Source organism: Methylibium sp. (assembly GCF_965279545.1).
Taxonomy (GTDB): Bacteria; Pseudomonadota; Gammaproteobacteria; order Burkholderiales; family Burkholderiaceae_C; genus Methylibium.
Genome location: NZ_OZ257250.1, coordinates 1,547,129 through 1,572,823, shown reverse-complemented (window position 1 = coordinate 1,572,823; position 25,695 = coordinate 1,547,129). Strand labels below are relative to the sequence as shown.

The window sequence follows — 25,695 nt, the reverse complement described above, 5'->3', positions numbered from 1 at the left end:
AACGATGAAGAACAGACAGGACAAGCACGGAGCACGGCTCCACAAGCAGGGCAGCCCGCGCCGCCTCGGCGGCGCCGCACTGGCATCGGCGCTGACGGTGTGCGGCGCGGTCCACGCGCAGGACGCCGCCGCACCCGTCGACCCGTGGAAGGTCGACATCTACTACGAGAACGACACCCGCTTCAGGGGCAAGGACGCCACCGGCGAGACGGTGGGCCTGTCCAAGTTCCGCAACACCCTGCAGGTCGAAGCCGACAAGAAGCTCGAAGGCGGCTGGAAATTCCGCAGCATTCTGCGCGGCAGCTTCGACGGCGTGTACCGCCTGAACGACGACCAGTACGGCCGCAAGGCCGGCGGCGGCGTGCTGCTCGAGTCCCAGGGCGGGCCGCCCCCGGTGCCGCACGGCAGCGGGGCGGTCAACAAGACGGTCGTCGACGGCCTCGGCTTGGTGAACAACACCTTCGGCTTCAACTCCACCAACCCCGGCGCGCCCAACTACAACCCCAACGAGGGCCTGCGCCTGCTGGGCGACCGCTGGCACGACTCGCTCAACGGCGGCGTGGAGTTCGCCGTGCCGGTGCGCCCCTGCGACACCGACCGGCGCGGCTGTGCCGACTTCGGCGGCTACGGCGACAAGAAGCGCAGCGAGCTGGAGATGCCCGAGTTCAACGAACGCTGGGACGTGATCCGCGAGGCCTTCGTCACCAACACCGTTGGCCTGGCCGACGGCAAGCAGCTCTTCCTCAAGCTGGGCAAGCAGCAGGTCGTCTGGGGCCGCACCGACCTGTTCCGCGTGCTCGACGTCATCAACCCGGTCGACTACTCGCGCAACAACATCTACGACGAGCTGCAGGACATCCGCATCCCGATGTGGATCGCCCAGGCCGAGTACCGCATGGGCGCCAGCGAGACCATGCAGGACCGCAACCTGCAGGTGGTGTGGAACTTCGACAAGTTCCGCCCCAACAACCTCGGCCAGTGCGGCACCGCCAACGTCATCCTCGACGCCGGCTGCTTCTTCCGCGGCATGAAGAACCTGTGGGACAACGGCGGCACGGTGTCGAATTTTGCGAACGTCGCCCCGGGGGTGCTGCTCGCCACCGACTTCGGCCCGGGCCAGATCGGCCTGCGCAACGTCGACCTGCCGAACTGGAGCTTGAAGAACACCCAGCTCGGGCTGAAGTACGAGGGCATCACGCAAGGCGGGCTGTCGTTCTCGCTGAACGCGCTGACCTACCGCTCGCAGCTGCCCTCGCTGCACGGCGGCAAGGGCGCGCAGAACGCCTTCACCGGCCAGCCCTGCGCGGATGCGAACGGCAACTGCCCCTACCTGATCGCCTTCGACATGCACTTCCCGCGCGTGAACCTGCTCGGCGGCTCGGTCGACCTGCAGTGGGAGGCGGCCAAGGCGGCGGTGCGCGTGGAGGCCGCCGTCACCAGCGGCGAGGAGTTCGCCAACACGCTCAAGCCCGAGCTGTACTCGAAGAACCGGGTGTTCCGCTCCGTGGTCGGCATCGACCGGCCGACCTTCGTGCCCTTCATCAACCCGAACCGCACCACGCTGTTCTCGGCGCAGCTGTTCTACCAGCACATCTTCGACCACGAGTGGGAGCAGCGCCAGTTCGGCCCGGCGGGCATGCCCGACTGGAAGGACAACGTGATCGGCACGCTGCTGATCAAGGCCTTCCTGGCCGGCGACCGCGTCAGCCCGCAGCTGATCACGGCCTACGACGTGAAGGCGCGTGCGCTGGTCACGTCGCCGCAGATCGACTGGCTGGTGACGAACAAGCTCAAGCTCAGCTTCGGCGGCAACTTCAAGCTGCGCAACGGCGACGACCGCTGGAAGTTCGACGACTGCCGCGGCTGCAACCCGTTCGCGCCGTTCACCGCGCCCGCCGGCGACACCGACCCCATGACCGCCTACTCGCGCGGCCTCGGCGGCCTCGAGCCCCTCGGGCGCTTTCGCGCCGGCCCCATCGGCGCAGCTTGGAAGGAGAACGAGGTGTTTTTCACCGCGCGCTATCAGTTCTGAACCTTGACAGCAGGTGAGCCCCGCCGAACCGACGTGGCTCGACGCACTGAATTGATTCCTCTTGGAGGTGAAACATGAAACTAACGAAAGTCTCGGTCGGCTTTTCTGCGATCGTTTTTGCAGGCCAGACGATGGCATTGACGGATGTCGAGATCGATGCATCCTTCAACCCCTATCAAGGCGCCGCAGTTTCTTACCCGGGGATCGCTCCCGGAGTCAAGATCGACAAATCCAATGTCCAGAAATTCCGCGACCTCATCGATCCGGCCACCTACGCGCTCATCGAGCAGGGCAAGCTCGATTTTCCGATCGAGGAAACGCACCCCATCCCCCTGCACGCCAACTACATTGCCGCGACCAAGAAGTACGCCTCGCAGGTCAAGCTGGGCAGCACGAAGGGCACGATCGAAGCTTATGTGGCGGGGCGCCCCTTCCCGGCCAAACCGGACAAGTCGGATGCTCGGGCCGGCGAAAAACTCGCCTTCAACTACAAGTACACGCAGATCGTGGGGGACAGTGGCCGTATCTATCCATTCATCTGGCAGTACAAGGACGCGAAAACCGGCAAAGTCGAACGGCAGCTCGAGTTCGATTTCAACTTCCTGAGCTACAAGCACCGAACGACACAAACGCCGGTGGCCGATATCGAGCCCAACCCCTCCAAGATCTACCGGGGCATCTATCTGAAAGTGCTCAACCCCCAGGATCTGAAGAACACTCAGTTGTTGATCCAGCGCTTCGACGACGACACGAAGCTGGACGACTCCTACCTCTATCTTGGCTTTCAGCGCCGCGTGCGTCGACTGGCGGCGGGCCAGACGACCGACTCGTTCCTCGGGTCGGACATCATGATCGAGGACTTCGAAGGCTACAACGGCCGCGTCCTCGACATGGACTGGAAGTACATCGAGACCAAGCTCATGCTGATGCCGGTCTATCGGCACAGCGAATGGAAACAGACGGAACCGAAAGACCAGGACGGCTACGGGCAGGTCAAGTTCGGCGGTCAGGCGGCCTGCTTCCCGAATATTCCCTGGTCACTGCGCATCGTTCATGTCATCGAGGGAACGCCCATTGAAGCGAGAAACCCCATTGGCAAGCGGGTGCTCTATATGGATGCGCAAGTCTCGACTTTCCCGATGATCCTCGCCTACGACCGCAAGGGCGAGTTGTGGAAGCGCTGGGGGATCGGCTTCTCGGATTCCGCGTACCACGCGCCGGCCAACAAGAACGCGGGGATTGCGATTTACACGTCCGCCTCGATGTTCGACCTGCAAGCGCAGCACTGCACCACCTTCCAGCCGCGCATGATGAGCGATCCGACGTTGAATCCGGCCTCAATCTTCTCGGTACAGAATTTGCGCGGAGGCGACTAATAAATATTTGTGACTGGATTGCTTAATAATAATATGGTCACTAATTTTATGATGACGATGCCATTTTGGAAGAATATAGATTGATCTGTTTTTAGGGTTAACACTAATTCAGCTCAAGTTGCATCGAGGACTGCTTTGATCTATAGTCAACCGACCGGTCGGTCGAATTTATGATGACCAACAACAAGCGCACTGTTTCAGCAAGCAGCTACTACCGATGTCCGAATCCACCGTTCTCGTCACGCAGCGGGGCCCTGTCCGAACGCTGACCCTCAATCGGCCAGCGTCGCTGAACAGCTTCACCGGCGAGATGCACGATCGCCTGCTGAGCGAGCTCAACGCAGCCGCCGACGATCCCGGCGTGCGCTGTGTCGTATTGACGGGCGCCGGCCGTGCCTTCTGCGCGGGGCAGGACTTGGCTGATCCGGCCGTCGCCGTCGATCCGAAGGCGGAGGGTGCGGCCAAGGATCTCGGAGCCATGATCGAGCGCTACTACCGGCCGCTGGCACTCCGTCTGCACTCCATGCCGGTGCCGGTGGTGGCCGCGATCAATGGTGTTGCAGCCGGTGCTGGCGCCAACTTGGCGCTGAACTGCGACGTCGCGCTGGCCGCGCGCTCGGCCGTACTGATCCAGGCCTTCGCGAAGATCGGATTGATTCCGGACACTGGAGGTACTTGGCTGTTGCCGCGACTTGTCGGCCGTGCGCATGCGCTGGGACTGTCTCTGCTGGGAGGCAAGCTGCCGGCCGCCGAGGCGGAGCGACTCGGCCTGATCTGGCAGTGCGTCGACGATGAAACGTTGCAAGTCCAAGCCCAGACCTTGGCGGAACGGCTGAGCGAGATGCCAACGAAGGCATTGGTCGCGACAAGGAACGCGCTCGACGCGGCGCAGTTGCTCGACTTCGACGCCGCGCTGTTGCAAGAGCAGCGGCTGCAGCGCGAACTGGGCTTCTCAGGTGACTACCGGGAAGGCGTGAGCGCCTTCACCGAGAAGCGTTCGCCTCGATTCACCGATCGTTGAAAGCACGCACGCATGTCATACGAGCTTTCTTCTTCCACCCGGGTCGCGGTGATCGGCGCCGGGAGCATGGGTTCCGGAATCGCGCAGTTGGCGGCGCAGTCTGGGCATCAGGTTCTACTGCACGACGCGCAGCCTGGAGCAGGCGAGCGAGGTCTGGAGCGCATCGCCGCTGACTTGGACGGGGCTGTGAAGCGCGGCAAGTTGGCAGATCTGGACCGCACGATGATCCTCGGAAGAATCCGCGTCGCCGGATGCCTGGAGGAACTGGAAGGCTCTGGCCTTGTGGTCGAGGCGATCGTCGAGCGGCTTGAGCCAAAGCAGTCGCTTTTCCGTACCTTGGAGCCGCTGTTGTCTTCGCAAGCGGTCCTTGCAACCAATACTTCTTCGATCTCGGTCACTGCAGTCGCTCAGGGGTTGCATCATCCCGAGCGCGTGATTGGATGGCACTTCTTCAATCCTGCGCCGCGTATGAAGCTGGTCGAGATCATCCGGGGTGTCGAGACCGACCCGGCTCTCGCTTCTGCCTTGCGTGACTTATCGAATGCATGGGGCAAGACGGCGGTGGACGCGCCGAACACGCCGGGGTTCATCGTGAATCGGGTCGCGCGCCCCTATTACGCCGAGGCTTTGCGGCTGTTGGCTGAAGGCGTCGCAGAGGCGTCCGTCGTTGATCGTCTTCTCCGCGAGGCAGGGGGATTCGCCATGGGCCCGTTCGAGCTGATGGATCTCATCGGCCTGGATGTGAATCTGTCAGTGTCCGAGTCCGTGTTCCATGCGACAGCCTACGATCCTCGGTATGCGCCGAGCATCCTTCAGCAGGAACTGGTGCGCAGCGGGCGCCTTGGGCGCAAGTCGGGCTGCGGCTTCTACCGTTATGGTGACGCTTCTGAACCAGGAATTGTCGACACCATAGCACCGACGACAGCGATAGAACCTATCCGCGTTCCCACGGAACTTGGGTTGCTGGATCCGTTGGTCGAGCGGCTGAGGTTGGCGGGCAGTGTGATCGTGCAGCATTCGCAGTCGATTCATGAGGGGCTCGAATTCGGCTCGGTACGCGTAGCGTTGACGGATGGGCGCACGGCCGCGGAATGCAGCGCGCAAGACGGTCCGGGATTGATCCTGTTGGATCTCGCTCTTGATTTCGGCAAAACGGCGCTGATCGGCGTCACGGCCGATGCCGCCGCTCTGCCTCACGTTGGTGCCCTGGCGGCGTCCCTGGCGCCTGCCGGAATCGCGCTGGTCGCCTTGGAGGATGTGGCCGGTCTGGTGGTCATGCGAACCGTGTGCTGCCTGGCAAACGAGGCGGCTGACGTCATGACGTGGACGGGCGCGAAGGCCGCCGATATCGACACGGCGATGCAGCTCGGCACCGCGTATCCGCGGGGGCCGCTCTCCTGGGCAGATGGTCTAGGTTGCTCCCGCGTCGCTGCTGTGCTGACTCATCTACAGGCTCACTACGGTGAGACCCGGTACCGCCGTGCGCCGGCGCTCTCGCGTCGCCACTTCTCGCGCGGAGCCTTCCATGAGTGAGCAGTCTTCTGCGCAACGCGTTGCCGAGCAGGTGCGGGACGGCCTGTTCGCCAGTGACCGGGCGTCGCAGTCCCTGGGCATGCAGGTGATCGAGGTTGCCCCTGGACAGGCGGTGCTCACGATGAGCGTGCGCGAAGACATGCTCAACGGCCATGGTCTGTGCCACGGCGGCTTCATTGCGGCACTGGCGGATTCCGCCTTCGCCTTCGCGTGCAACTCCTACAACGAGCTGACCGTGGCGTCCGGCTTCTCCATCGACTTCATCGCACCAGCGCGACGGGACGATGTCCTCGAAGCCCGTTGCACCCAAGTCTCTCGTGCCGGACGCACGGGAGTCTACGACGCGACCGTCAGCAACCAGCAGGGTGAGCGCCTCGCCGTGTTCCGCGGTCGCTCCTACGCCATGCGCGGGAAACCCGCCGTAGCTGCTTCTGACAGCTGATTTCAGGAGGAAATAAACGTGCCCGTCAACCGACCCCGCCCCGGTGACCTCGAGCCGATCGAAATCGCGAGCCGCGACGAGATCGCCGCTCTCCAGCTCACGCGTCTGCGCAACACGCTGCAGCATGCATACAACAACGTGCCGCACTACCGAAGGTCGTTCGACGCCAAGGGCGTCCATCCGAGTGACCTGAAGACCCTGAGCGATCTCGCTAAATTTCCGTTCACGGTCAAGAAGGATCTGCGCGACAACTATCCCTTCGGGATGTTCGCAGTCCCGCGCGAGCAAGTGGCACGCATTCATGCTTCATCGGGAACGACGGGTAAACCCACGGTGGTGGGTTACACGTTGAATGACATCGACACCTGGGCCGATCTGGTGGCACGCTCGATCCGCGCGTCGGGCGGGCGCAGAGGTGACATCGTGCACATCTCGTACGGCTACGGGCTCTTTACTGGCGGCCTGGGTGCGCACTACGGGGCAGAACGGGCGGGGTGCACCGTGATACCGATGTCTGGCGGGCAGACCGAGAAACAGGTGCAGCTCATCTGCGATTTCAAGCCCGACATCATCATGGTCACGCCCAGCTATATGCAGGTGGTGATCGAGGAGTTCGTGCGCCAGGGCATGGATCCAGTGGACAGTTCGCTGAAAGTGGGCATCTTCGGTGCGGAGCCTTGGACGGAAGCGATGCGCAAAGAGATCGAAGGCCGCGCCGGCCTCGACGCGGTTGACATCTACGGCCTGTCGGAGGTCATGGGGCCCGGAGTGGCTAGCGAGTGCATCGAGACCAAGGATGGTCCGGTGATCTGGGAAGATCACTTCTATCCGGAAGTCATCGACCCTGAGACTGGTGAAGTGCTGCCTGATGGCTCCGAAGGCGAACTCGTCTTCACGTCCCTGACCAAGGAAGCGCTGCCGATCATTCGATACCGCACCCGCGACCTGACGAGGCTATTGCCGCCTACCGCACGGTCTTTCCGTCGCATGGGCAAGATTGTCGGTCGCTCGGATGACATGCTGATCATTCGTGGCGTGAACGTGTTTCCAACTCAAGTTGAGGAGCTCGTTCTGAAGGAGGCACAGCTGTCGGGGCAATACCAGTTGGTGGTGTCTCGTTCCGGCCTGCTGGACGAGGTCGAAGTGCGCTGCGAGGTGCTGCCCGCACATGCTGGAGTCGACCGCGTGGCCATTGCCAAGCACCTGCAGCACCGCATCAAGACGCTGATCGGCGTGAGCACGACGGTGAATGTCGGCCTACCAGATTCGATCGAACGAACACTGGTCGGCAAGGCCCGCCGCGTCATCGACAAGCGACCCAAGTAAGGAGCCCGAATCGTGTATACACAAGCCATGGACACCGCGCCGAGCGACGAGCGCAAGGCCGTGCGGTCGCTCGAGGAGGCGCAACTCGAGCAGCGCTTCGAAGAGCGTATTGATGCCGGCGAATTCATCGAGGCCAAGGATTGGATGCCCGAGCACTACCGCAGGACGCTGGTGCGCCAGATCAGCCAGCACGCGCATTCCGAGATCGTTGGCATGCTGCCCGAAGGCAACTGGATCGGCCGCGCGCCCACGCTCAAGCGCAAGGCCATCCTACTGGCCAAGGTACAGGACGAGGGCGGGCACGGCCTCTACCTATATGCCGCGGCTGAAACGCTGGGCACCTCGCGCGACCAGTTTCTCGATGCGCTGCACACCGGCAAGGCCAAGTACAGCTCGATCTTCAATTACCCCACGCTGACCTGGGCCGACATGGGCACCATCGGCTGGCTCGTCGACGGTGCGGCCATCATGAACCAGGTGCCGATCTGCCGCTGCTCGTACGCGCCGTATGCGCGTGCCATGGTGCGCATTTGCCGCGAGGAGAGCTTCCATCAGCGCCAGGGCTTCGAAGCGCTGCTCACGATGATGCAGCAGGGCACCGATGCGCAGCGAGCGATGGTGCAGGACGCGGTGAACCGCTGGTGGTGGCCGTCGATCATGATGTTCGGCCCGCCGGACGACCAGTCGCCCAACTCGGCGCAGTCGATGCGCTGGGGCATCAAGCGGGTCAGCAATGATGAACTACGCCAGAAGTTCATCGACGCGACCGTGGACCAAGCCAAGGTGCTGGGCGTCACGCTGCCCGATCCCGCGCTGAAGTGGAATGCAGAGCGCGAGCATTGGGACTACGGGACTATCGATTGGAGCGAATTCTGGCGCGTGGTGGGCGGTGACGGCCCTTGCAACCGGGAGCGCCTCGGCGCACGGATCGAGGCCTGGGAAGACGGCGCTTGGGTGCGGGAGGCGGCGCTTGCCTTCGCAGCCAAGCAGACTCCGGCCGAGCAGGCCGCGTGAACAGACATGGAATGAATATGAGTAACGTCAGCACTCAGTCCACGGCACAAGATTGGCCACTGTGGGAAGTTTTCGTGCGCAGCAAGGCCGGCTTGGATCATAAGCATTGCGGCAGCCTGCATGCCACCGATTCCAAGATGGCGATCCAATTCGCGCGCGACGTCTACACCCGCCGGCAGGAGGGCACCAGCATCTGGGTCGTTCGCTCGGACCAGATCATCGCCAGCGATCCCGCCGATAAGGACGCTTACTTCGATCCGATGGAGGACAAGGTCTATCGGCACCCGACCTTCTACCGGCTTCCCGGTTCCGTGGACCACATGTGAGGTCAGTGATGCAAGGCTCCATTCCCCTGCGGAGAACACCCGACGTGCAGTACCTGCTGCGTCTGGGTGATACCTGCCTGATCCTGGCGCAGCGGCTCGGCGAGTGGTGCGGCCACGCGCCCATCCTCGAAGAAGACATCGCCTTGACGAACATGGCGCTGGACCTCGTGGGTCAGGCCCGCGCCGTGCTCACCCGCGCCGGTCAACTTGGCGGGCAAGGCCACGATGAAGATCAGCTCGCCTTCTTGCGCGACGAACGCGACTACTTCAATCTCACCCTGGTCGAGCTGCCGCGGGGCGACTTCGCGTTCGCCGTGCTGCGCAACCTCATGGTCGCGACCCTGCTGAAGCTGCTGTGGGCGCGGCTCGCCCGGAGTAGCGACGCGGAGCTGGCGGCCATAGCTGGCAAGGCGATCAAGGAAGCCCGTTACCACCAGCAACATGCCGGCGACTGGGTGATTCGCCTGGCTGATGGGACGTCGGAGTCGCTTCGGCGCGTCGAGACCGCACTGGGTCAGCTGTGGCGTTATGTCCCCGAGTGCTTCGAGAGCGACGTGGTGGACGAGCATGCGCGCGCCAGTGGTCTGGGGCCCGGGTGGGCAGAGCTACGGGAGCCGTGGCTGGCAGAGATGACGGTGGTGCTTTCCGAAGCTGGGCTTGTGCCGCCGGCAGATGCGGCATTCCGAAGCACCGGCAAGTGTGGTGTACACAGCGAGTACATGGGCACGATTCTCGCGGAAATGCAGCATCTGCAGCGGGCTTATCCAGGAGGCGTGTGGTGATGGTCGTCGCGACCGGTGATGCGGTGCGGTGCGAGCAGGCCTGGGCGGTGCTGGACGGCGTGCTCGACCCGGAAGTGCCGGCGCTGTCGGTCTGCGACCTTGGCATCGTTCGCGAGGTCCGCCCTGACGGCAACGGATTGGAGGTCGTGCTCACGCCCACCTACTCGGGTTGCCCGGCAACCGAGGTGATCGAGCAGAACGTGCTTGCCGCGATCAACGCTGCAGGCCTGGGTCCGGCTCATGTGACGCTGCAGAGGGCACCGGCATGGACGACCGACTGGATCAGCGAAGCTGGCCGCCGCAAGCTGGCTGAGTACGGCATTGCGCCGCCCGGGCCGGCCGCTAGGGCAGACGGTGCTGTCCCAGTCCGCTTCTTCGGCCGCAGCCCCCATCTACGACTGGCCTGCCCACGGTGCGGGAGCGACAACACCGAGCGCCTGTCGGCCTTCGGGTCGACTGCCTGCAAAGCCCTGTACCGCTGCTTGAGTTGCCAAGAGCCATTCGAGCACTTCAAGCCCATCTAAGCGCGCAGTCACGGCCCCTGTCGCCGTTCGCCCGGAACCCCTACCCATGAGTGTCATCTTTCATCCGCTGCGCGTGCGCACCATCGAGCCCGACACGGCCGAGGCTGTCGTGGTGTCGTTTGACGTGCCGCAAGCGCTCCGCGAAGTCTTCGGCTTCACGCAAGGCCAGTACCTCACATTGCGCAAGGAAATCGAAGGCCAGGACCTGCGCCGGTCGTACTCGATCTGCGCTGGTGTGGACGACGGCCAACTCCGCGTGGGCGTGCGCAAGGTTCGCGGGGGTGTGTTCTCGAACTGGATTAACGAGCATCTGCGCGCTGGCGATGTCATCCAGGTCATGGCACCCCAGGGGCGGTTTTTCGTACCGCTCGACGCCGCCTCGAAGCGCCACCATGTCGGGATCGCGGGCGGCAGCGGCATTACCCCCATCCTGTCGATCATGAAGACGGTGCTGGCGCGTGAACCGCACAGCCGCTTCACACTCATCTATGGAAACCGCCTCCTGAACTCGACGATGTTCAAGGAGGAGATTGAGGACCTGAAGAACAGCTACCTCACGAGGTTGGTGCTGCATCACGTCTTCTCCGACGAGCACACGGACGCACCGCTGAACCGCGGTGTGATGGACCGCCAGAAGATCGGCGAGTTTCTTTCCACCTTAGTACCTGCTGACGGCATCGACCACGTCTATATCTGCGGGCCGTTCCAGATGAACGACGAGGCCGAAATGGCGCTGCTCACCGCGGGTGTGCCCGAGGACCGGATCCACATCGAGCGCTTCGGCATCGCTCAGCAGCCCACAGGGCAGGCGGACGCGGTCGTCCACGAGGCCCGTCCCGAGGACGCCGAGCGGGCGCGTATCGTGATTGTGCGTGACGGGCTGCGCCGCGAGATCGAGTTCCGGCGTGACCAGCCCAGCATCCTTGACTGTGCCTCCGCCGCCGGTCTGGAAGTTCCCTTCTCGTGCACCTCCGGCGTCTGCGGCACCTGCCGCGCCAAGGTGATCGAGGGGCAGGTGCGTATGGAGCGAAACTTCGCGCTGGACAAGAAGGAGGTCGCCGCTGGCTTCGTCCTGACTTGTCAGGCGCACCCGTTGACCGAACGCGTGGTGCTCTCCTTCGACGAACGCTGAAAGGAAGCCCAATGGCCCGCGGCCGCTTACCCGGATATGAAGACCACCTCGACACAATCCTCGAACATGCGGCACACCTGTTCGCACGGCGCGGCTACTCCGCCACGACGATGAACCAGGTGGCCGAAGCCTGCGGTGTCTCCAAGGCGACGCTGTACCACTACTACCGCGACAAGTACGCCTTGCTGGTCAGCATCGCCGACGGCCACGTTTCTCGCCTTCAGACCCTCGTCGAAGAGGTGGATGCGAATAAGACCTTCTCACCCGAACAGCGCGTGCGGGAGTTGATCGCTCGTTTAGTGAGCGAGTACGCGGGCGCACAGGACGCACATCGGGTCTTGACTGAGGACGTGAAGTTCCTAGAGAACGAAGACCGCGAGCGCATCCTTGGCAAGGAGCGGCTGGTTGTCTCGGCGTTTGCAAAGGCCGTCGTGGCTTTGCGGCCAGACCTGACGAAGGCAGCGCTTGCCAAGCCGCTGACGATGCTGCTGTTCGGCATGGTGAACTGGATGTTCACTTGGATGAAACCGGGAGGACGCTTCGATCACGCCGCGATGGCGCCGATCGTGGCCGATCTCTTCCTTGGCGGCCTGCCGGCGGTGATGCCTCCGGAACAGGTGTTCGCCGAGACCGACTGAGACGGAGAATTGCATGTCATTGACCCGAAATGTCTGGATCGTAGACGGTGTGCGGACTCCGTTTGGTCGCTACGGCGGTGCGCTCGCGGCCGTGCGCGCCGACGATTTGGGCGCGGTACCGATCCGGGCGCTTGTTGACCGCAACCGCGGTGTGGACTGGTCTGCGGTGGACGACGTTCTCTACGGCTGCGCTAACCAGGCCGGGGAAGATAACCGCAACGTGGCCCGGATGGTCGCCTTGCTGGGCGGACTGCCGGTCGACGTGCCCGGCGGCACCTTGAACAGGCTATGCGGTTCGGGAATGGATGCTGTGGCCTTGGCTGCGCGCACGATCGCGGCTGGCGAAGCCGAACTCATGATTGCGGGCGGTGTCGAAAGCATGACCCGTGCGCCCTTCGTCATGCCCAAGGCAGAGTCAGCGTTCTCTCGCTCATCGAGGATCGAAGACACGACGATCGGCTGGCGCTTCGTCAACCCGAAGATGAAGAGCGACTTTGGTATCGACTCGATGCCCGAGACGGCCGAGAACGTCGCGGTGGATTTTGCTGTGTCGCGGGCCGATCAGGACGCCCTGGCGCTGCGCTCTCAGCAGCGCTGGAAAGCAGCGCACGAGGCCGGCTTCTTCAAGGACGAAATCGTGCTGGTTGTCGTTCCGGCGAAGAAGGGTGAGTCGATTGCCGTGTCGGTAGACGAGCACCCCCGACCCGACACCACCTGCGATCAGCTGGCAAAGCTCAAAGGCGTCGTGCGGCCGGACGGCAGCGTCACGGCGGGGAATGCCTCCGGGGTCAACGACGGTGCCTGTGCGCTGCTGCTGGCCTCTGACGAAGCGGTCAGGCGCTACGGGCTCAGGCCGCGTGCGCGCGTGCTGGGCTCGGCCGTGGCGGGCGTGCCGCCGCGCATCATGGGCATGGGGCCGGCACCCGCCAGCGAGAAGCTGATGCAGCGCCTGAAGCTGTCCATCGGCGACTTTCACACCATCGAGCTGAACGAAGCGTTTGCGGCGCAGGGTCTGGCGGTGCTGCGCCGACTGGGTCTGCCGGATGACGCGGCGCACGTCAACCCGAACGGTGGTGCGATCGCCATCGGGCACCCGCTCGGCGCTTCGGGTGCGCGCCTGGTGCTGACCGCCTTGCGGCAGCTCGAACGCACGGGCGGACGGCGTGCACTGACCACCATGTGCATTGGTGTGGGGCAGGGCATTGCACTGGCTCTCGAACGCGCCTGATTCGACAAGACGAAGAGGATTCTTCATGACTGCGACCTTGCAGAGTTTCATCGCAGGCAAGTGGCTGGGCAGCGAGGGAGCACAGGTGCTCGGCAGCGCGGTCAATGGTCGGCCCGTCGCGTTCACGCATGCCGAACGAATCGACTTTGGCGAAGCGGTTTCCCATGCCCGACGCGTTGGCTTGCCGTCGCTGCTGGCGCTCGACTTTCAGCAACGGGCTGAGCGCTTGAAGACGCTGGCCAAGTACCTTGCCGAGCACAAGGAAGAACTCTATGCGATCTCGGTCCACACGGGAGCGACACGCTCGGACAGCTGGATCGACATCGAAGGTGGCATCGGAACGTTGATGGCGTACGCCAGCATCGGCGGCAATGAGCTGCCCTCGGGCAACTTGATCCACGAGGGGCAGGTTACGTCGCTGGGCAAGAAGGGCGGCTTTGTCGGCACGCACATCCTCGTGCCGCGCGGTGGCTTGGCTGTGCACATCAATGCCTTCAACTTCCCGGTGTGGGGCCTGCTCGAAAAGTTCGCTCCCAGCTTTCTCGCGGGCATGCCATGCATCGGCAAGCCAGCGTCGGCCACCAGCTACCTGACGGAAGCACTGATGCGGCTCATCGTGCAATCCGCTGTTCTACCGAAAGGCAGTCTGCAGTTGGTAATCGGCAGCACGGGCGACCTGTTGGACCGACTGGAGGGGGTGGATGTTGTCAGCTTCACCGGTTCGGCCGACACCGCGGCGAAGCTTCGGATTCATCCGAACTTGGTGCGGCAGTCCGTTCCGTTCAACGCCGAGGCGGACTCGCTGAACTGCGCCATCCTGGCACCCGATGTGACGCCCGACGATGCGGAATTTGACCTCTTCGTGAAGGAGGTGGCGCGGGAGATGACGGTCAAGGCGGGTCAAAAATGCACTGCCATCCGCCGCGCCCTGGTGCCCCGGCAGCAGATCGCCGCAGTGGCCGAGCGGCTGCGAGCAAGGCTCGCGAAAATGGTCGTCGGGGATCCTGCGCTCGAGACGGTACGCATGGGTCCGCTGGCCACGCGCGACCAACGCAAGGACGTTTCGGAGCGGGTCGCAGCGCTTCTTCTGGATGGCGCCGAGCTGGTCTACGGCGAGCGCGATGGCTTCGCGCCCCAAGGTGAGGGAGTGAGTGAAGGTGCCTTCTTTGCGCCCACCCTTCTGCTGAGCCACCAGCCGCTGGAACACGCGGCGATTCACGATGTGGAGGCCTTCGGCCCCGTCAGCACCCTCATGGCCTATGACGGCCTGGACGAAGCCTTGGCGCTGGCCGCTCGCGGGCGCGGCAGCTTGGTCGGCACACTCGTGACTCGCGATCCGCAGGTGGCTGCCCGGGTCATCCCGGTGGCGGCGGCATGGCATGGCCGGCTGCTGGTACTCGACCGGGAAGCCGCAGTCGAATCGACTGGCCATGGATCGCCGCTGCCCTCACTGAAGCACGGCGGGCCGGGCCGCGCCGGCGGTGGCGAGGAGCTCGGCGGCGTGCGCGCGGTCAAGCACTACCTTCAACGCGCCGCCGTACAAGGGTCGCCCACGATGCTGTCGGCCATCACCGGTGAGCACGTGCGAGGGGCCAAGGTGCGCGAGTCAGAGGTGCATCCGTTTCGCCGCTGGTTCGAGGACCTTCAGGTCGGCGACTCGTTGCTGACCCATCGCCGCACGGTCAGCGAGGCGGACATCGTCGCCTTCGGCGGTATCTCGGGCGACTACTTCTACATGCATTTCGATGAAGTCGCGGCCCGAGAGAGCCCATTCGGCAAGCGGATTGCGCACGGGTACTTCGTTCTTTCGGCCGCTGCCGGGCTGTTCGTCTCGCCAGCCCCGGGGCCGGTGCTCGCCAACTACGGGCTGGACACGCTGCGCTTCATCAAGCCGGTCGGCATCGGTGACACGATCCAGGCGCGCCTGACCTGCAAGCGCAAGATCGACCGGAACAAGAAAGACGTGAAGGGCGTCGGGCAAGGCGTGGTGGCGTGGGACGTGGAGGTCACGAATCAGCTGGGTGAGCTGGTTGCGAGCTACGACATCCTGACCCTCGTGGCGAAGCGCGGGACGCCGTAGCGGTTCTCGCTTCCCGAACGCCGGCGCGCCATGGACGACGAAGAACTGTTTAACACGCAGCGTGGGTTGCGCCGGCGACTGTTGGACCAGGTCGGTGCCATCCGATGGGGGCCTGCGCGAGACCTGACGGCCCACTTGCTCCTTCGCCTCGACGATCCGACCGCCTGCTGGCAGCTGACCACGCGGTGGCTTCGGGACGCGCTGGACGCCGACCGAGTCGACGGTGGCTACAGTCACCCGACGGATGCCGTTTACACACCTCAGGCGGAGTCGCTGCGCGGAGACCGCGTCGTTCCGTCGCTGGTGCACACGGCCATCGATGCGTGTGATCCCGGGGTGCGGTATGTCTGGCGTTCGAATCGCGTCGTGGTGCTGAAGGACGTTGGCCAGGATCGCCGCCTGGGGGCGGATTTGCGTGTGCAGATGCTGCAGCTGGGCACACAAGTCAAGATGGCCGTGCCCATAAGCGACGACGGCCGCCCTGTGGGGCTGTTGTGCGCCGATTGGATGGACGACTGCAGTCCCGCGGGGGACGAGCGCTGGGTCTGGTTTGACGAGGTGGCGCGTAGCGTCTTGGGACCGATTTTCGGTGCAGCCTCGCGTGTTGCCCGCGGATGCGCGGGCGCGGCCAGCGTGGTCGGTTGTTCGGCCTCGGTCCTCGATGGGCTCACGCCGGCCGAGCGCAACGTCGCCGCGCTGGCCGGCAAGGGGTTGAGCTACAAGGAGATTGCGCGGCAGCTCAACCGCTCGCTCTCGACGGTCGATCATCAGCTGCGCAGCGTGCGCGACAAGCTGGGGGTGCACTCGAAGGGACGACTCATGCACGTTCTTTCCGAACGGCTGCCAAGCGCCGCGAACTGAAACGGCTGTCCGCAACGAAGGAAGGAGCCGGCAGTAGCGGCTTCGAGTCGCGCAGGCATCCATCTCCCGTCGTCCGCTTCGGGGAGGACAAACCCTACGCGAATTCACGCGATGGAATGCCGAACATTCTGGCGGCAGAGTGCGTGCTGTGTGACACCCACGCGTGGCACTCCTCACTTTCAGGACAGCGCATGATTCCGACGTTTCAACACTTCATCAATGGGCAGGCGCATACCGCATCCGATGGCGGCTTGATGGAACTGTTCAGCCCCGTGAACGAGCAGGTACACGCAAGAGCCGCGCGCGGGACAGCGGCAGACGTCAGCGCGGCCGTAGCAGCGGCGCGGCGTCAGCTGGATGGGGGTGCTTGGAGCAAGCTGTCCGGTGCAGACCGCGGACAGTTGATCCATCGACTGGCCGATCTCGTCGAACGGGACGCAGGGAAGATTGCCGACATGGATGCGACCTGCATCGGTCGACCGCCGATCGAACCTCGCTTGCTGGACTTGCCCAACGCCATCGGCACGTTGCGCACAAGCGCGGGTTGGGCCGACAAGATCGAGGGTCGCACGATCCCGACGCCCGGCTACATGGGTGTGAAGACCTTGTCCTACACGCAGCGCGAGCCGGTCGGCGTTGTCGGTGCCATCGTGCCGTGGAACACGCCGTTCATGATCACTTGCTGGAAGGTCGGCCCCTTGTTGGCTGCGGGATGCACGGTCGTCATCAAGCCTTCCGAGGAGACGCCATCTTCGGCGTTGCACCTCGCGGCATTGTGCAAGGAGGCCGGCATTCCGGATGGCGTGGTGAATGTGGTCACCGGGACGGGTGAAGTCGTGGGTCAGGCACTCTGCTCGCATCCCGGTGTTGAAAAGATCACCTTCACCGGCAGCACCGAAGTCGGCCGGATCATTCAGCGTACCGCCGGGCCGCTGTTCAAGAGGGTGTCCCTGGAACTGGGTGGCAAGAGCCCGCAGATCGTTTTCGAGGACGCCTCCATCGATGCAGCTGTACGTGGCTGCGCCATGGGCTTGTTCTTCAATCAGGGCCAGGTATGTGCGGCTGGGACACGAATACTCGTTCAGCGCTGGATCGCGGAGAAGTTCTCCGCCGCGCTGGCTAGCGCGGCGAGCGCTATCAAGGTGGGTGATCCTTCAAAGGAAGGCGTCACCATGGGCCCGGTCGCAAAAAAGGAACAGTTCGAAAGAGTGAATCGCTACATAGATGCAGGTCTTGCCGAGGGCGCCAAACTGCTGGCAGGCGGTCTGGCCGAGCGCGGCAAAGGCTACTTCGTCAAGCCGACCATCTTTGCCGAGGCCAGCAACGATATGTCGATTGCGCGCGAGGAAATCTTCGGGCCTGTCGGCACGATCATTCCCTTCGACACCGAGGAGGAAGCCATTGCGCTGGCCAATGACACCGACTATGGCCTGGGTGCGACGGTATGGACGAGCGATGTTTCGCGGGCACACAGAGTGGCTCAGGCCGTCAAAGCGGGGGCCATCGGAGTGAACTGCTGGGCGCCGATTGATCCGAGACTCCCCTGGGGTGGCATGAAGACCAGTGGCATCGGCCGCGAGTGCGGGCTGTCGGGCGTGCTGGCCTATACCGAAGAGAAGGTCATCACCGTGCTGGTTGGCTGAGCGATCGCCGCGCGATCACTTCTTTTCGGCGTCTGCTTACACTCACATCTTGCGCCGCTTGTTTGGCAGAAGCGCGGGTGTGGGGCTCACCAGATTGGCTTCTCGCTGACTTGAGCCGTTGAGTCGGTTGACCCGTCTGGATGATGGAAGACAGCGGCCTTTCCCGTGTCTGGGCTCGTGGGCCTTGTCTCCTTCACGCGTGGTCGAGCTCGATCATCGGCTGATCGGCGCGTTTTGCATCAGTGTCATGAATCACGAAGTCCGGTCTGCCAGGGCGTGGCGTTCGACTCGTAAAACATTGCCATGTCCGGTCAATGCGTGACGATCGGCCGCGCCTCGCTCCAGCGGTCCAGGTCGGACCGACGCCATGCGACTGCGCGCAGACCCAGGCGGACCGGGCAGGGGAACTTCTGTTCGGCAATCAACCGGTAAATGGTCGATCTGCCGAGGCCGGTCATGCGCATGACGGTGGGCATGCGCAGGAACACGGGGGCGGACGTGTCGGCGCGGGCCGGTTCGTTCTCGGGCGGGAAGCGTTGCATGTCTCTGACCTCCGGTGGAGCCGCCATGCAAACTCTAGACGCCCGTTCCGACGAGCGGCTCGCTGGATTCCGGGCCGAATCCGGCACAGAACGTCTCCCACAGCAGCGCCATGGACCCGGAAGCGGCTGCGCGGCGATCTTGGGTTGAAGTCGGAGCGGCCGAAACCGGTGAAATTGATCCGGCGTCGTTCTGCACGGCGCCACAAGCCCCGCGAGCCCAAGCAGATCGATGTGGCCTTGCGGTACGTCTCTCGTCGGGACTGCGCCATGTATCTGCAATCGATCCTCGCGAGACTGCCGAGCGCCTCAATACAGACTCTTCAGTCCAGTTCGAATCACCTCGGGCAGGTTCGGCTGTTGCGCGATGCTTGCCAGAAAACGGAGATCGTCCGCTACTGTCAATGGATCCAGCTCGATGGCTTCGAGAATCGTTGAAAGCGGACTCGCCGCTGCGCGCGGCGCAGCTCGATCCGGCCCGGTGAAATCCTTCGGCCCATTGAACGGCAGCCGTGGCCTCAGGTCCATGCCGGTCTCTTGAATCTCGTCGAGTGCCAGCGACCAGACGACCGGCTGCGGTGCGTCGAGCGCGGTTCGGATGGCAGCACGCGGCGCTGGCCTTTCCAACTCACCCGCGAGATCGGCCAGGTCGTGGAGCGCCGTGCGCAGCGTCTTTGTGGCTGCTTTCAGCGACACCTGGGCCACATCGGGATCGCCACTCTCCTGCTCGAGAAACAGCTGGCGCGTTTTGCCGGCCACACGCAGCGTCTCGCCCTTCGCCCCGAGGCTGTTCATCAGCGAGGGCATCCCGTAACGCGCCACGCCGTTGATCATGACCAGCCGGATCGATGACTCCTTTGACCTGATCAGCGCCTCATACGGGTCACCGACCTTCCCATCGACGACGATCAAGTCGGCACGCTTGCCGGCCTCGATCGTTCCGATCGATTTGTCCCACTTGAGGATGGCTGCGGCGTCCTTGGTTGCCATGGCCACCAGGTCTCGGGCCGTGAACAGTCCGTCCAAGAGGTGTCGTGAACACAGCCACGCGACCTTCAGTTCACCAAGCAGGTTTTTGCTGCCGGAGGGCGACCAGTCGCTGCCCAGGGCAATGCGCACCCCAGCCTGCTTTGCGGCGTCGACACGGGCGGTCGCGCCGTACAGCAGCAGGTTGCTCAATGGCGACCAGACCATGGAGCCGCCGCGTCGGGCGAGGACCTCGAAGTCCTCCTGCAGCAGACCTGCTGCGTGAATGGCCGTCAATCGGTCGTTGATCGCCCATTCGTTCGGTGCCACCTGGAGCGCCAGAAAGTGCCGCCGTGCCACCGAATCGGTCTGGCCCGACGGGGTCACCCCCTCGCTCAGGTGCAGCAGGAAGCAGCTGTCCTCCTTCTTCAGCCGTCCCCAAAACGCGCGCGCGTCCTTGGCATCGACGTCGGCGATGCGTCCCTGCGCTTCGGACAGGTCGGGGTCGTCCGTGCTCTCGACGTTGCGAAGCAGCCCGCGGTAGAAACGCTGTATGCCGGCATTGCTGTTGAGCATGATGCCTTGGCTCGTCGTCACGCCGCCCAGGAGACACTTGCATTCGACGTAGCGGACCAGCGGAGCGAGCAGCGACGGCTTGCCCTGGGCGTCGCGGTACTTGCCGATGACTGTCATCGGACCACTGATCAGCTTGCGATAGTCCGGATGGTCGGGCCACTGGCCTCGGTGCTGGAACAGCCTGGGCACGGGACTCCACAAGGGCAGCGCGTTGTAGCTGAGATGGTTGTGCAGTTCGATCAAGCCGGGTAACAGCGTCCCTGCGGTGTCCACCACCGGCACGCCCTCGAAGCCGGACGGGGGTGCTGCGCCACGCGCTTGCACTGCAACAATGACGCCCTTGTCGATGTAGACCACGCCGGCGGGCACAACCGAGAACGTGTCGTCCATGGTGACCACGCGGCCAGACAAGGCCAGTTTCGGTCCGGTGAGCGGATCGACAGGGCCGGGCTTCGTCGCGGCACGTGCAGTGGCAGGCGCTGTTTGACCTGGCTCGAGGCCGCTTAGCGGATACCAGTGGCGTTGAACGCTCTTCATGCCACGACACCCCTTGGAGCCGTGATCGTGATGTTGCGTCGTTTGGCCAGGGCGTCCTTCCCGGCGCGCCTGGCCCAGCCATCCTGCTCGTGCATCCAGGCCGGCAGGCCGGCGGGGAAATCGGACTCTGGTATCGCGACACGATCGCCGTCGGCCCACGCGTCTCCATAAAAGTGGAGTGTGGCAGGCATCGGTTCATCCGGATGGTGAATGTGGGGCGAGACGGCCTGCAGCGCGACATTCCAGTTCTGAAGCAGCTTCTTGGTCGCTGCTGCCAGCTTGGTGGTGTCGCCCTTGGAAAAGCTTTCGGGTTGCGTCGGGTGCGTCACGGCGGCATAGGCGATGTTCGCGGACTGAGCCGGCTGGGTCGCCTTCCGCAATTGCCAAGCTTCGTCGGCTGCCTGCCCGAGCGCCAGGACTGCTTCGACACGCCTGCCGACCAGCAGCGCGTCCAGCCAGCGATTGCGGTAGTCGACGAGGGTAGGGTTCCTTCGGGTCTTGGTCTTGACGCTGCCATAGACGCTGTAGAGGTAGGTGTTGATGAAGACATAGCTTCGAGTGACCCCGAGCTTGGCCAGAAGACCCTGGACGCGACGCCCGGCCTCGCCAACGAGGATGCGTCGCACGACGGTTTCGTGCTGCGCGGGATCCTGACCGATCACGAGCATGCGTGCCGAACCGTCGAGGCGGCCCCGATGGAAGATCGGCCCCCACTCGAGGCGGAACTGGCTTGCCGGGTACGCGTCTGCTTCGGGATACGCGGCGCACAAGGAGAGAAACGGCTCGGCGACATAGCCTGGGTCAAACACGTGGGACATGTGCAAACCCCCTTGGGCGGCGAGTCCGGGTGCCGCCGTGTTCAGCAGTTCTAGCGCGTGCCTTCGCGTGACACCAGACCTATGTTCGTGGGTGTCGCGTGTGTCCGCGAGGGGCTGCCTGCTCCGGGCGTGACGGGCGCCAATGTTGCGCCGCATGCCGAAGAACTCCAGCAGGCGGCTGGCACGGGTGACGGGGACGGTAGTTCGGGCGCATGGGAGCATGCGGGCGCGAATGCGGATCGTGACCCCCCTGAAGCGGGATGGGTCACGGTTCGCCGCGATCCTATGCTGGCCGGCATGAGCTACTCGACCTTCCTGTCCTTCAACAACCGCGGGGCGCTGGCGCGTTCGAGCGTCACTGGCTGCTACTCCTGCCTGGGCAGTTTCAAGCCCGAGGAGGTGCACGACTGGGTGCACGACGACGCCACCGCGGTCTGCCCGATGTGTGGTGCCGATACCGTGCTGCCCGGCGTGAGCGACGTGCGAACCCTGCACGCTGCGCATGCCTCCCAGTTCGATGAGGCGCAGACGGTGCCTGCGGCGCTGTCGATCTCCCCCGAGTGGCTGTAGGTCGGACGCGTGCATTCGAGGAACGGGACTGCGGCCGACCTGCGCATCTATGGGGGTGCGCTCGACGCGCCGGGCGGAGGCTTCCTGGCCGCGGTTGTCGTCATGCAGGTGCGTGGGATCCAAGGCGAGGTGACTGTCGTGATGCGTGACGAGAGCTTGTCGGGCGGGTATCGCTTCAAGGATGCCGCAGCGGCGTTGCGGTTTGCGATGGATGTGGGGATGAAGGCCGCACGACAGAGCGCCCAGCCCGTTTTCTCGTGACGACCCGAGACCGATCAAGCTCCGCGTGCACGATTTGCGCAGACGAACTTCCTGGTCGCCGTGCGGCCCCGACATTGACGCCGTGGTCAAGTCGCCCGGCGCTCGATCAGCAAGTGTCTTTCAAGGATGTCGTCGCTGTTCACACACAACGCATCTCTTGCCGCAGTGGCAAAGATTCAATCGCCGCAAAACTGGCACCAGACTGGCACCAACGCCGATCAGAAAACAAAAAAGTCAGCAGACGATAACCTGCTGACTCTTGTCTATCTTGGCTCCCCGACCTGGGCTCGAACCAGGGACCTACGGATTAACAGCGATTGTTCAAGCCGGGCGGAGTTTGCGAGAGGTCGGGTTTCTGGGTGACAGGCCAGTGCGCAGTCGGTCCACGTGGTCAGCCCATGACTGGAGCAAGTCGCGGCGTTCGGCCTGATAGGCGTGGCGGTTGTATGCAGCACGCACTCGATTGCCAGGCACATGAGCCAGGCAATGTTCGATGACGTCGATGCTCGCGCCGATCGCGTTGAAGTGCGTGCTGAACGTGGCGCGCATGCCGTGTGGGGTGCCGTCACCGCTGAAGCCCAGACGCTCCATCAGTGCATTGAGACTTCGGTCGGCCATCGGCCGATCAGGATCGAGTCGATTGGGAAACAAGTAGACGCTGCCCTCGGGAACGAGCGCCCGCAGTTCCTGGAGCAGCGTCACGCACTGCCGAGAGAGCGGCACCCAGTGGGCGCGGCCAGCCTTCATCCGGTCAGCAGGGATCTCCCATTCGGCTTCTTTCAGGTCGATCTCGCTCCACTTGCCACCGGTGACTTCGGCCTTGCGACAGGCCGTCAACACGACAAGCAGCATCGCGATCCGGGTCTGCTCGTGGATGGTGTCGATGGCATCCAGCTTGCGCAGGAACTCCCCGAGCAGGTCGGGCGACAGGGCAGGGTGGTTCTCTTGACTGCGCTTGCGAAGCACGCGAACCGGCGGCACGGGGTTGTCCCCGATCAGCCCGGAGTCGATGGCGTACTCGAAGATGCCCCACAGGTAGTTGCGCAGGTTCCTCGCGACCTCAGGTGCTCGCGCCTCGACTTCCTTCAGCGCAGCGGTCAGTTCGAGCCGCGTGAATTTCGAGATCGGACGGTCTTTGAATCGGGGCGTCAGGTCCTTCTCGATCTCCCGGTTGCGCTGCAAGACGGTCGCTGGCCGCAGGTCCGCGCCGGTCGCTGCATTCCAGTCGGCACACACAGCGCCGAAGCTGCCCTTGACCCGATGTAGCTCCGCCTGGACGCGGCTCTCGCGTTCTTCGCGCCGAGCCTGGACAGGGTGGATGCCCTTGGCGACGAGCTTGCGCGACTCCGCATGCACGTGTCGCGCGTCGGCCAGCGAGACCTCGGGAAATGCGCCAAGTGCTTGCAGGCCCTCGACGCCGTTCAGCCTGAACTTGTAGCGCCAGAGCTTCGAGCCGTTTGGCTGAACAAGGAGAAACAGGCCTCCCGTGTCGGCTAGCTTGAAGGCGCGTTCCGCCGGCTTCGCCGACTTGATCTGGAGGGTGGTCAGCACTGGGTATCGGTCGGTCCGTACCCCCAACCATACCCCCAGCCGATCGGGATCTCAAGAAATAGACCGGAACGACTTGAGACAAGGTGTGTTGCTAAGTCGTTGTAGCGTATAAGGTATTCAGCACAACCTGGGACATCCTAAAATCGCCCGGGACCCCCATGCACAGTTCAGGTGGCGAGTTTCAAAGCAGTCCTAAGTCACGGTTGCGGCCGCCGCCGATAGGCCACGACCTGGTGCCGCCATCCTACAAGGCAGGGGCTGCGCTGGCTTTCCGGGGCCTGGGCAAGGCAAGGCTCGCGAACAGGCGCGTCGGGCCGAGAAGCCGCCGCCCGCCTGAGGCCGAGATCCGAGCGGCGGCCGCGCGGTGGAATCCGCTACGCAGGTCAACGCCGCTGCAGGGCTCGCTCCGCGGCCGGATCCCACGATGCGATCACCGCCCCCAGGATCCGCAGTCCTTGTTCAATCTGTTCGGGCGTCAAGCTCGCATATCCCAGCACCAACCCGCCAGGGCGGGGAATCTTGCCTGACTGTGACTTGGCGAAGAGCGGCGACACAGGGTAGACGCCCACGCCCCGGGCACGGGCGGCAGCTACCAGTGCCGGCTCATCCTGTGGCCGCAGCAGCGGCAACCAGAGAACCACATGCAGACCAGCTGCCGTGCCCGCCACGCGCGCATCCGTTGGCAAGTGCCGCCCGATAGCGTCGAGCAACATGGCGCGGCGTCGTTCGTTCTCGCGCCGGCTGCGCCGGACGTGGCGCTCGTAGGCTCCGCTGTTGATCAGCGATGCCAGCACCCGTTGCTCCAGCACGGGCGCGTGCCGGTCGGCCATGCGCTTGGCTTGGCGAAATACGGCGACCAGTTCAGTGGGCAATACCAAGTAACCCAGCCGAAGCTGCGGTGACAGCGCCTTGGAGAAGGTGCCCATGTAGATCACGCGGCCGTCGGCATCGATGGACTGCAGCGCGTCGATCGGGCGCTGGCCGTAACGAAACTCGCCGTCGTAGTCGTCCTCGACGATCCAGGCGCGGTGCTGCTGCGCCCACTGCAGCAGCGCCATACGCCGGCCGATGGGCAGCACGCCGCCCAGTGGAAACTGGTGCGACGGCGTCACATACGCCAGACGCGCCCGGTCATCCCTTGGCAAACGGGCAGTATCCAGGCCTTGCGCATCGACCGGCACGGCCAACAGATCGGCGCCGGTCGCCTCGAAGCAGCGGCGCGCCATCAGGTACCCAGGTTCCTCGAAGACGAATGCATCGCCGGGGTCCAGCAGCAGGCGTGCGCACAGGTCGATGCCTTGCTGTGAGCCGTGCACGACGAGGATTTGCTCGGTATCACAGGTCAGCCCGCGCGCGCGTCGCAGATAGCCTTGGAGTGCGCGGCGCAAAGCGGTATCGCCTTCGGGCGGGACGTAGTACAGGCTGTGCTGGTGGCACAGCAGTTCGGCTTGGTATGCGCGACGCCAGCTCAGCGCCGGGAAGTCGCGCGAGGCCACTGCGCCGTACAGGAAGTCGATGCGGGCCGGCTCCGCGTGAGGCAGTCCTGGCATTTCCATGCCCGCCACGCGTCGACCGAAGGCTGACAGAGCCAGGGCTGCCTTGCCGCGGCGGTCGGAGGTTGCGGAGTGGTTTGCCACCGTGGCCGGCGGATTGGCGACCCGGGCGGCCCGCCCCGCGGACGTGACCAGAAAGCCTTCCGCGGCCAGTTGCTCGTAGGCCGCCGTCACCGTGGTGCGCGACACCCCGAGATCGGCTGCCAAGGCACGCGTGGACGGTGCCCGCGCTCCTGCCGCAAGCGTGCCATCAGCGATCTGCGCGCGCAGAAGGTCGTAGATGTGGCGGCCGGCGCCATGATTGGTGCGAGGATGGAACTGGCCCATTGAGAAACAAAGAAACTGGCACTTCCGATTGTGCCGGTC

At 64.1% G+C, this 25,695-nt stretch carries 23 protein-coding genes; 18 read left to right on the top strand and 5 right to left on the bottom strand.

Features of this window, described 5'->3' with window-relative positions:
* Positions 1-4: 4 nt before the first annotated feature.
* From ACQY9S_RS07330 to ACQY9S_RS07255, 16 genes are all read left to right on the top strand, one after another.
* Positions 5-2,032 carry a DUF1302 family protein gene (locus tag ACQY9S_RS07330; protein WP_428424355.1) on the top strand — a complete coding sequence of 676 codons (2,028 nt, stop codon included), beginning with the start codon at positions 5-7 and terminating at the stop codon, positions 2,030-2,032.
* A gap of 74 nt (positions 2,033-2,106) precedes the next feature.
* A complete protein-coding gene (locus tag ACQY9S_RS07325; RefSeq protein WP_428424353.1) occupies positions 2,107-3,408 on the top strand; it encodes a DUF1329 domain-containing protein in 1,302 nt (433 codons plus the stop codon).
* A gap of 217 nt (positions 3,409-3,625) precedes the next feature.
* Positions 3,626-4,429 carry an enoyl-CoA hydratase-related protein gene (locus ACQY9S_RS07320; RefSeq protein ID WP_428424352.1) on the top strand — a complete coding sequence of 268 codons (804 nt, stop codon included), beginning with the start codon at positions 3,626-3,628 and terminating at the stop codon, positions 4,427-4,429.
* 12 nt (positions 4,430-4,441) lie between these two features.
* Positions 4,442-5,962 carry a 3-hydroxyacyl-CoA dehydrogenase gene (locus ACQY9S_RS07315; protein ID WP_428424350.1) on the top strand — a complete coding sequence of 507 codons (1,521 nt, stop codon included), beginning with the start codon at positions 4,442-4,444 and terminating at the stop codon, positions 5,960-5,962.
* Positions 5,955-6,404, top strand: coding sequence for a hydroxyphenylacetyl-CoA thioesterase PaaI (paaI, locus tag ACQY9S_RS07310; RefSeq protein ID WP_428424348.1), 450 nt, complete (start codon positions 5,955-5,957; stop codon positions 6,402-6,404). The genes ACQY9S_RS07315 and paaI overlap by 8 nt, the downstream gene beginning before the upstream one ends.
* A gap of 18 nt (positions 6,405-6,422) precedes the next feature.
* Positions 6,423-7,730 carry a phenylacetate--CoA ligase PaaK gene (gene paaK / locus ACQY9S_RS07305; protein WP_428424346.1) on the top strand — a complete coding sequence of 436 codons (1,308 nt, stop codon included), beginning with the start codon at positions 6,423-6,425 and terminating at the stop codon, positions 7,728-7,730.
* Between the two features lie 12 nt (positions 7,731-7,742).
* Positions 7,743-8,744, top strand: coding sequence for a 1,2-phenylacetyl-CoA epoxidase subunit PaaA (paaA, locus tag ACQY9S_RS07300; RefSeq protein ID WP_428424344.1), 1,002 nt, complete (start codon positions 7,743-7,745; stop codon positions 8,742-8,744).
* 17 nt (positions 8,745-8,761) lie between these two features.
* Entirely contained in the window at positions 8,762-9,070 is a 309-nt protein-coding gene (paaB, locus tag ACQY9S_RS07295; RefSeq protein WP_428424342.1) for a 1,2-phenylacetyl-CoA epoxidase subunit PaaB, read from the top strand.
* Between the two features lie 8 nt (positions 9,071-9,078).
* Positions 9,079-9,852 (top strand): 1,2-phenylacetyl-CoA epoxidase subunit PaaC, encoded by a 774-nt coding sequence (gene paaC, locus ACQY9S_RS07290; protein WP_428424340.1) that lies wholly within the window; start codon positions 9,079-9,081, stop codon positions 9,850-9,852.
* Positions 9,852-10,376: a 1,2-phenylacetyl-CoA epoxidase subunit PaaD gene (gene paaD, locus ACQY9S_RS07285; protein ID WP_428425630.1), complete on the top strand. Its 525-nt coding sequence runs from the start codon at positions 9,852-9,854 to the stop codon at positions 10,374-10,376. Before paaC ends, paaD begins: the two co-directional genes overlap by 1 nt.
* A 46-nt stretch (positions 10,377-10,422) precedes the next feature.
* Positions 10,423-11,508 carry a 1,2-phenylacetyl-CoA epoxidase subunit PaaE gene (paaE, locus tag ACQY9S_RS07280; RefSeq protein WP_428424338.1) on the top strand — a complete coding sequence of 362 codons (1,086 nt, stop codon included), beginning with the start codon at positions 10,423-10,425 and terminating at the stop codon, positions 11,506-11,508.
* 11 nt (positions 11,509-11,519) lie between these two features.
* Positions 11,520-12,146 carry a TetR/AcrR family transcriptional regulator gene (locus ACQY9S_RS07275; protein ID WP_428424336.1) on the top strand — a complete coding sequence of 209 codons (627 nt, stop codon included), beginning with the start codon at positions 11,520-11,522 and terminating at the stop codon, positions 12,144-12,146.
* Positions 12,147-12,159: 13 nt separating this feature from the next.
* Positions 12,160-13,374, top strand: a complete 1,215-nt coding sequence (pcaF, locus tag ACQY9S_RS07270) for a 3-oxoadipyl-CoA thiolase (RefSeq protein WP_428424334.1) — start codon at positions 12,160-12,162, stop codon at positions 13,372-13,374.
* Positions 13,375-13,399: 25 nt separating this feature from the next.
* Positions 13,400-15,454 carry a phenylacetic acid degradation bifunctional protein PaaZ gene (gene paaZ / locus ACQY9S_RS07265; protein WP_428424332.1) on the top strand — a complete coding sequence of 685 codons (2,055 nt, stop codon included), beginning with the start codon at positions 13,400-13,402 and terminating at the stop codon, positions 15,452-15,454.
* A gap of 30 nt (positions 15,455-15,484) precedes the next feature.
* Positions 15,485-16,315 (top strand): LuxR C-terminal-related transcriptional regulator, encoded by an 831-nt coding sequence (locus ACQY9S_RS07260; protein ID WP_428424330.1) that lies wholly within the window; start codon positions 15,485-15,487, stop codon positions 16,313-16,315.
* Between the two features lie 191 nt (positions 16,316-16,506).
* Positions 16,507-17,958, top strand: a complete 1,452-nt coding sequence (locus ACQY9S_RS07255; protein ID WP_428424328.1) for an aldehyde dehydrogenase family protein — start codon at positions 16,507-16,509, stop codon at positions 17,956-17,958.
* Between the two features lie 311 nt (positions 17,959-18,269).
* Here the strand turns inward: ACQY9S_RS07255 and ACQY9S_RS07250 are convergent, their stop codons facing one another.
* The 3 genes from ACQY9S_RS07250 to ACQY9S_RS07240 form a co-directional block, all read right to left on the bottom strand.
* The gene (locus ACQY9S_RS07250; RefSeq protein WP_428424326.1) at positions 18,270-18,500 is read right to left on the bottom strand and encodes a helix-turn-helix transcriptional regulator; all 231 of its coding nucleotides are present in this window, start codon (positions 18,498-18,500) and stop codon (positions 18,270-18,272) included.
* 306 nt (positions 18,501-18,806) lie between these two features.
* Positions 18,807-20,576, bottom strand: a complete 1,770-nt coding sequence (locus ACQY9S_RS07245; protein WP_428424324.1) for an amidohydrolase family protein — start codon at positions 20,574-20,576, stop codon at positions 18,807-18,809.
* Positions 20,573-21,394, bottom strand: coding sequence for a uracil-DNA glycosylase family protein (locus ACQY9S_RS07240; RefSeq protein WP_428424322.1), 822 nt, complete (start codon positions 21,392-21,394; stop codon positions 20,573-20,575). Before ACQY9S_RS07240 ends, ACQY9S_RS07245 begins: the two co-directional genes overlap by 4 nt.
* Before the next feature lie 297 nt (positions 21,395-21,691).
* Here ACQY9S_RS07240 and ACQY9S_RS07235 point away from each other — a divergent pair, with 297 nt between their 5' ends.
* Together ACQY9S_RS07235 and ACQY9S_RS07230 are read left to right on the top strand one after the other, a co-directional pair.
* Positions 21,692-21,964: a hypothetical protein gene (locus tag ACQY9S_RS07235; RefSeq protein WP_428424320.1), complete on the top strand. Its 273-nt coding sequence runs from the start codon at positions 21,692-21,694 to the stop codon at positions 21,962-21,964.
* Positions 21,965-21,973: 9 nt separating this feature from the next.
* Positions 21,974-22,225: a hypothetical protein gene (locus tag ACQY9S_RS07230; RefSeq protein ID WP_428424318.1), complete on the top strand. Its 252-nt coding sequence runs from the start codon at positions 21,974-21,976 to the stop codon at positions 22,223-22,225.
* A 321-nt stretch (positions 22,226-22,546) separates the two neighbouring features.
* Here the strand turns inward: ACQY9S_RS07230 and ACQY9S_RS07225 are convergent, their stop codons facing one another.
* Both ACQY9S_RS07225 and ACQY9S_RS07220 read right to left on the bottom strand, forming a co-directional pair.
* Positions 22,547-23,776 (bottom strand): tyrosine-type recombinase/integrase, encoded by a 1,230-nt coding sequence (locus ACQY9S_RS07225; RefSeq protein ID WP_428424316.1) that lies wholly within the window; start codon positions 23,774-23,776, stop codon positions 22,547-22,549.
* Positions 23,777-24,159: 383 nt separating this feature from the next.
* Positions 24,160-25,656 carry a PLP-dependent aminotransferase family protein gene (locus ACQY9S_RS07220; RefSeq protein WP_428424314.1) on the bottom strand — a complete coding sequence of 499 codons (1,497 nt, stop codon included), beginning with the start codon at positions 25,654-25,656 and terminating at the stop codon, positions 24,160-24,162.
* Positions 25,657-25,695 lie beyond the last annotated feature (39 nt).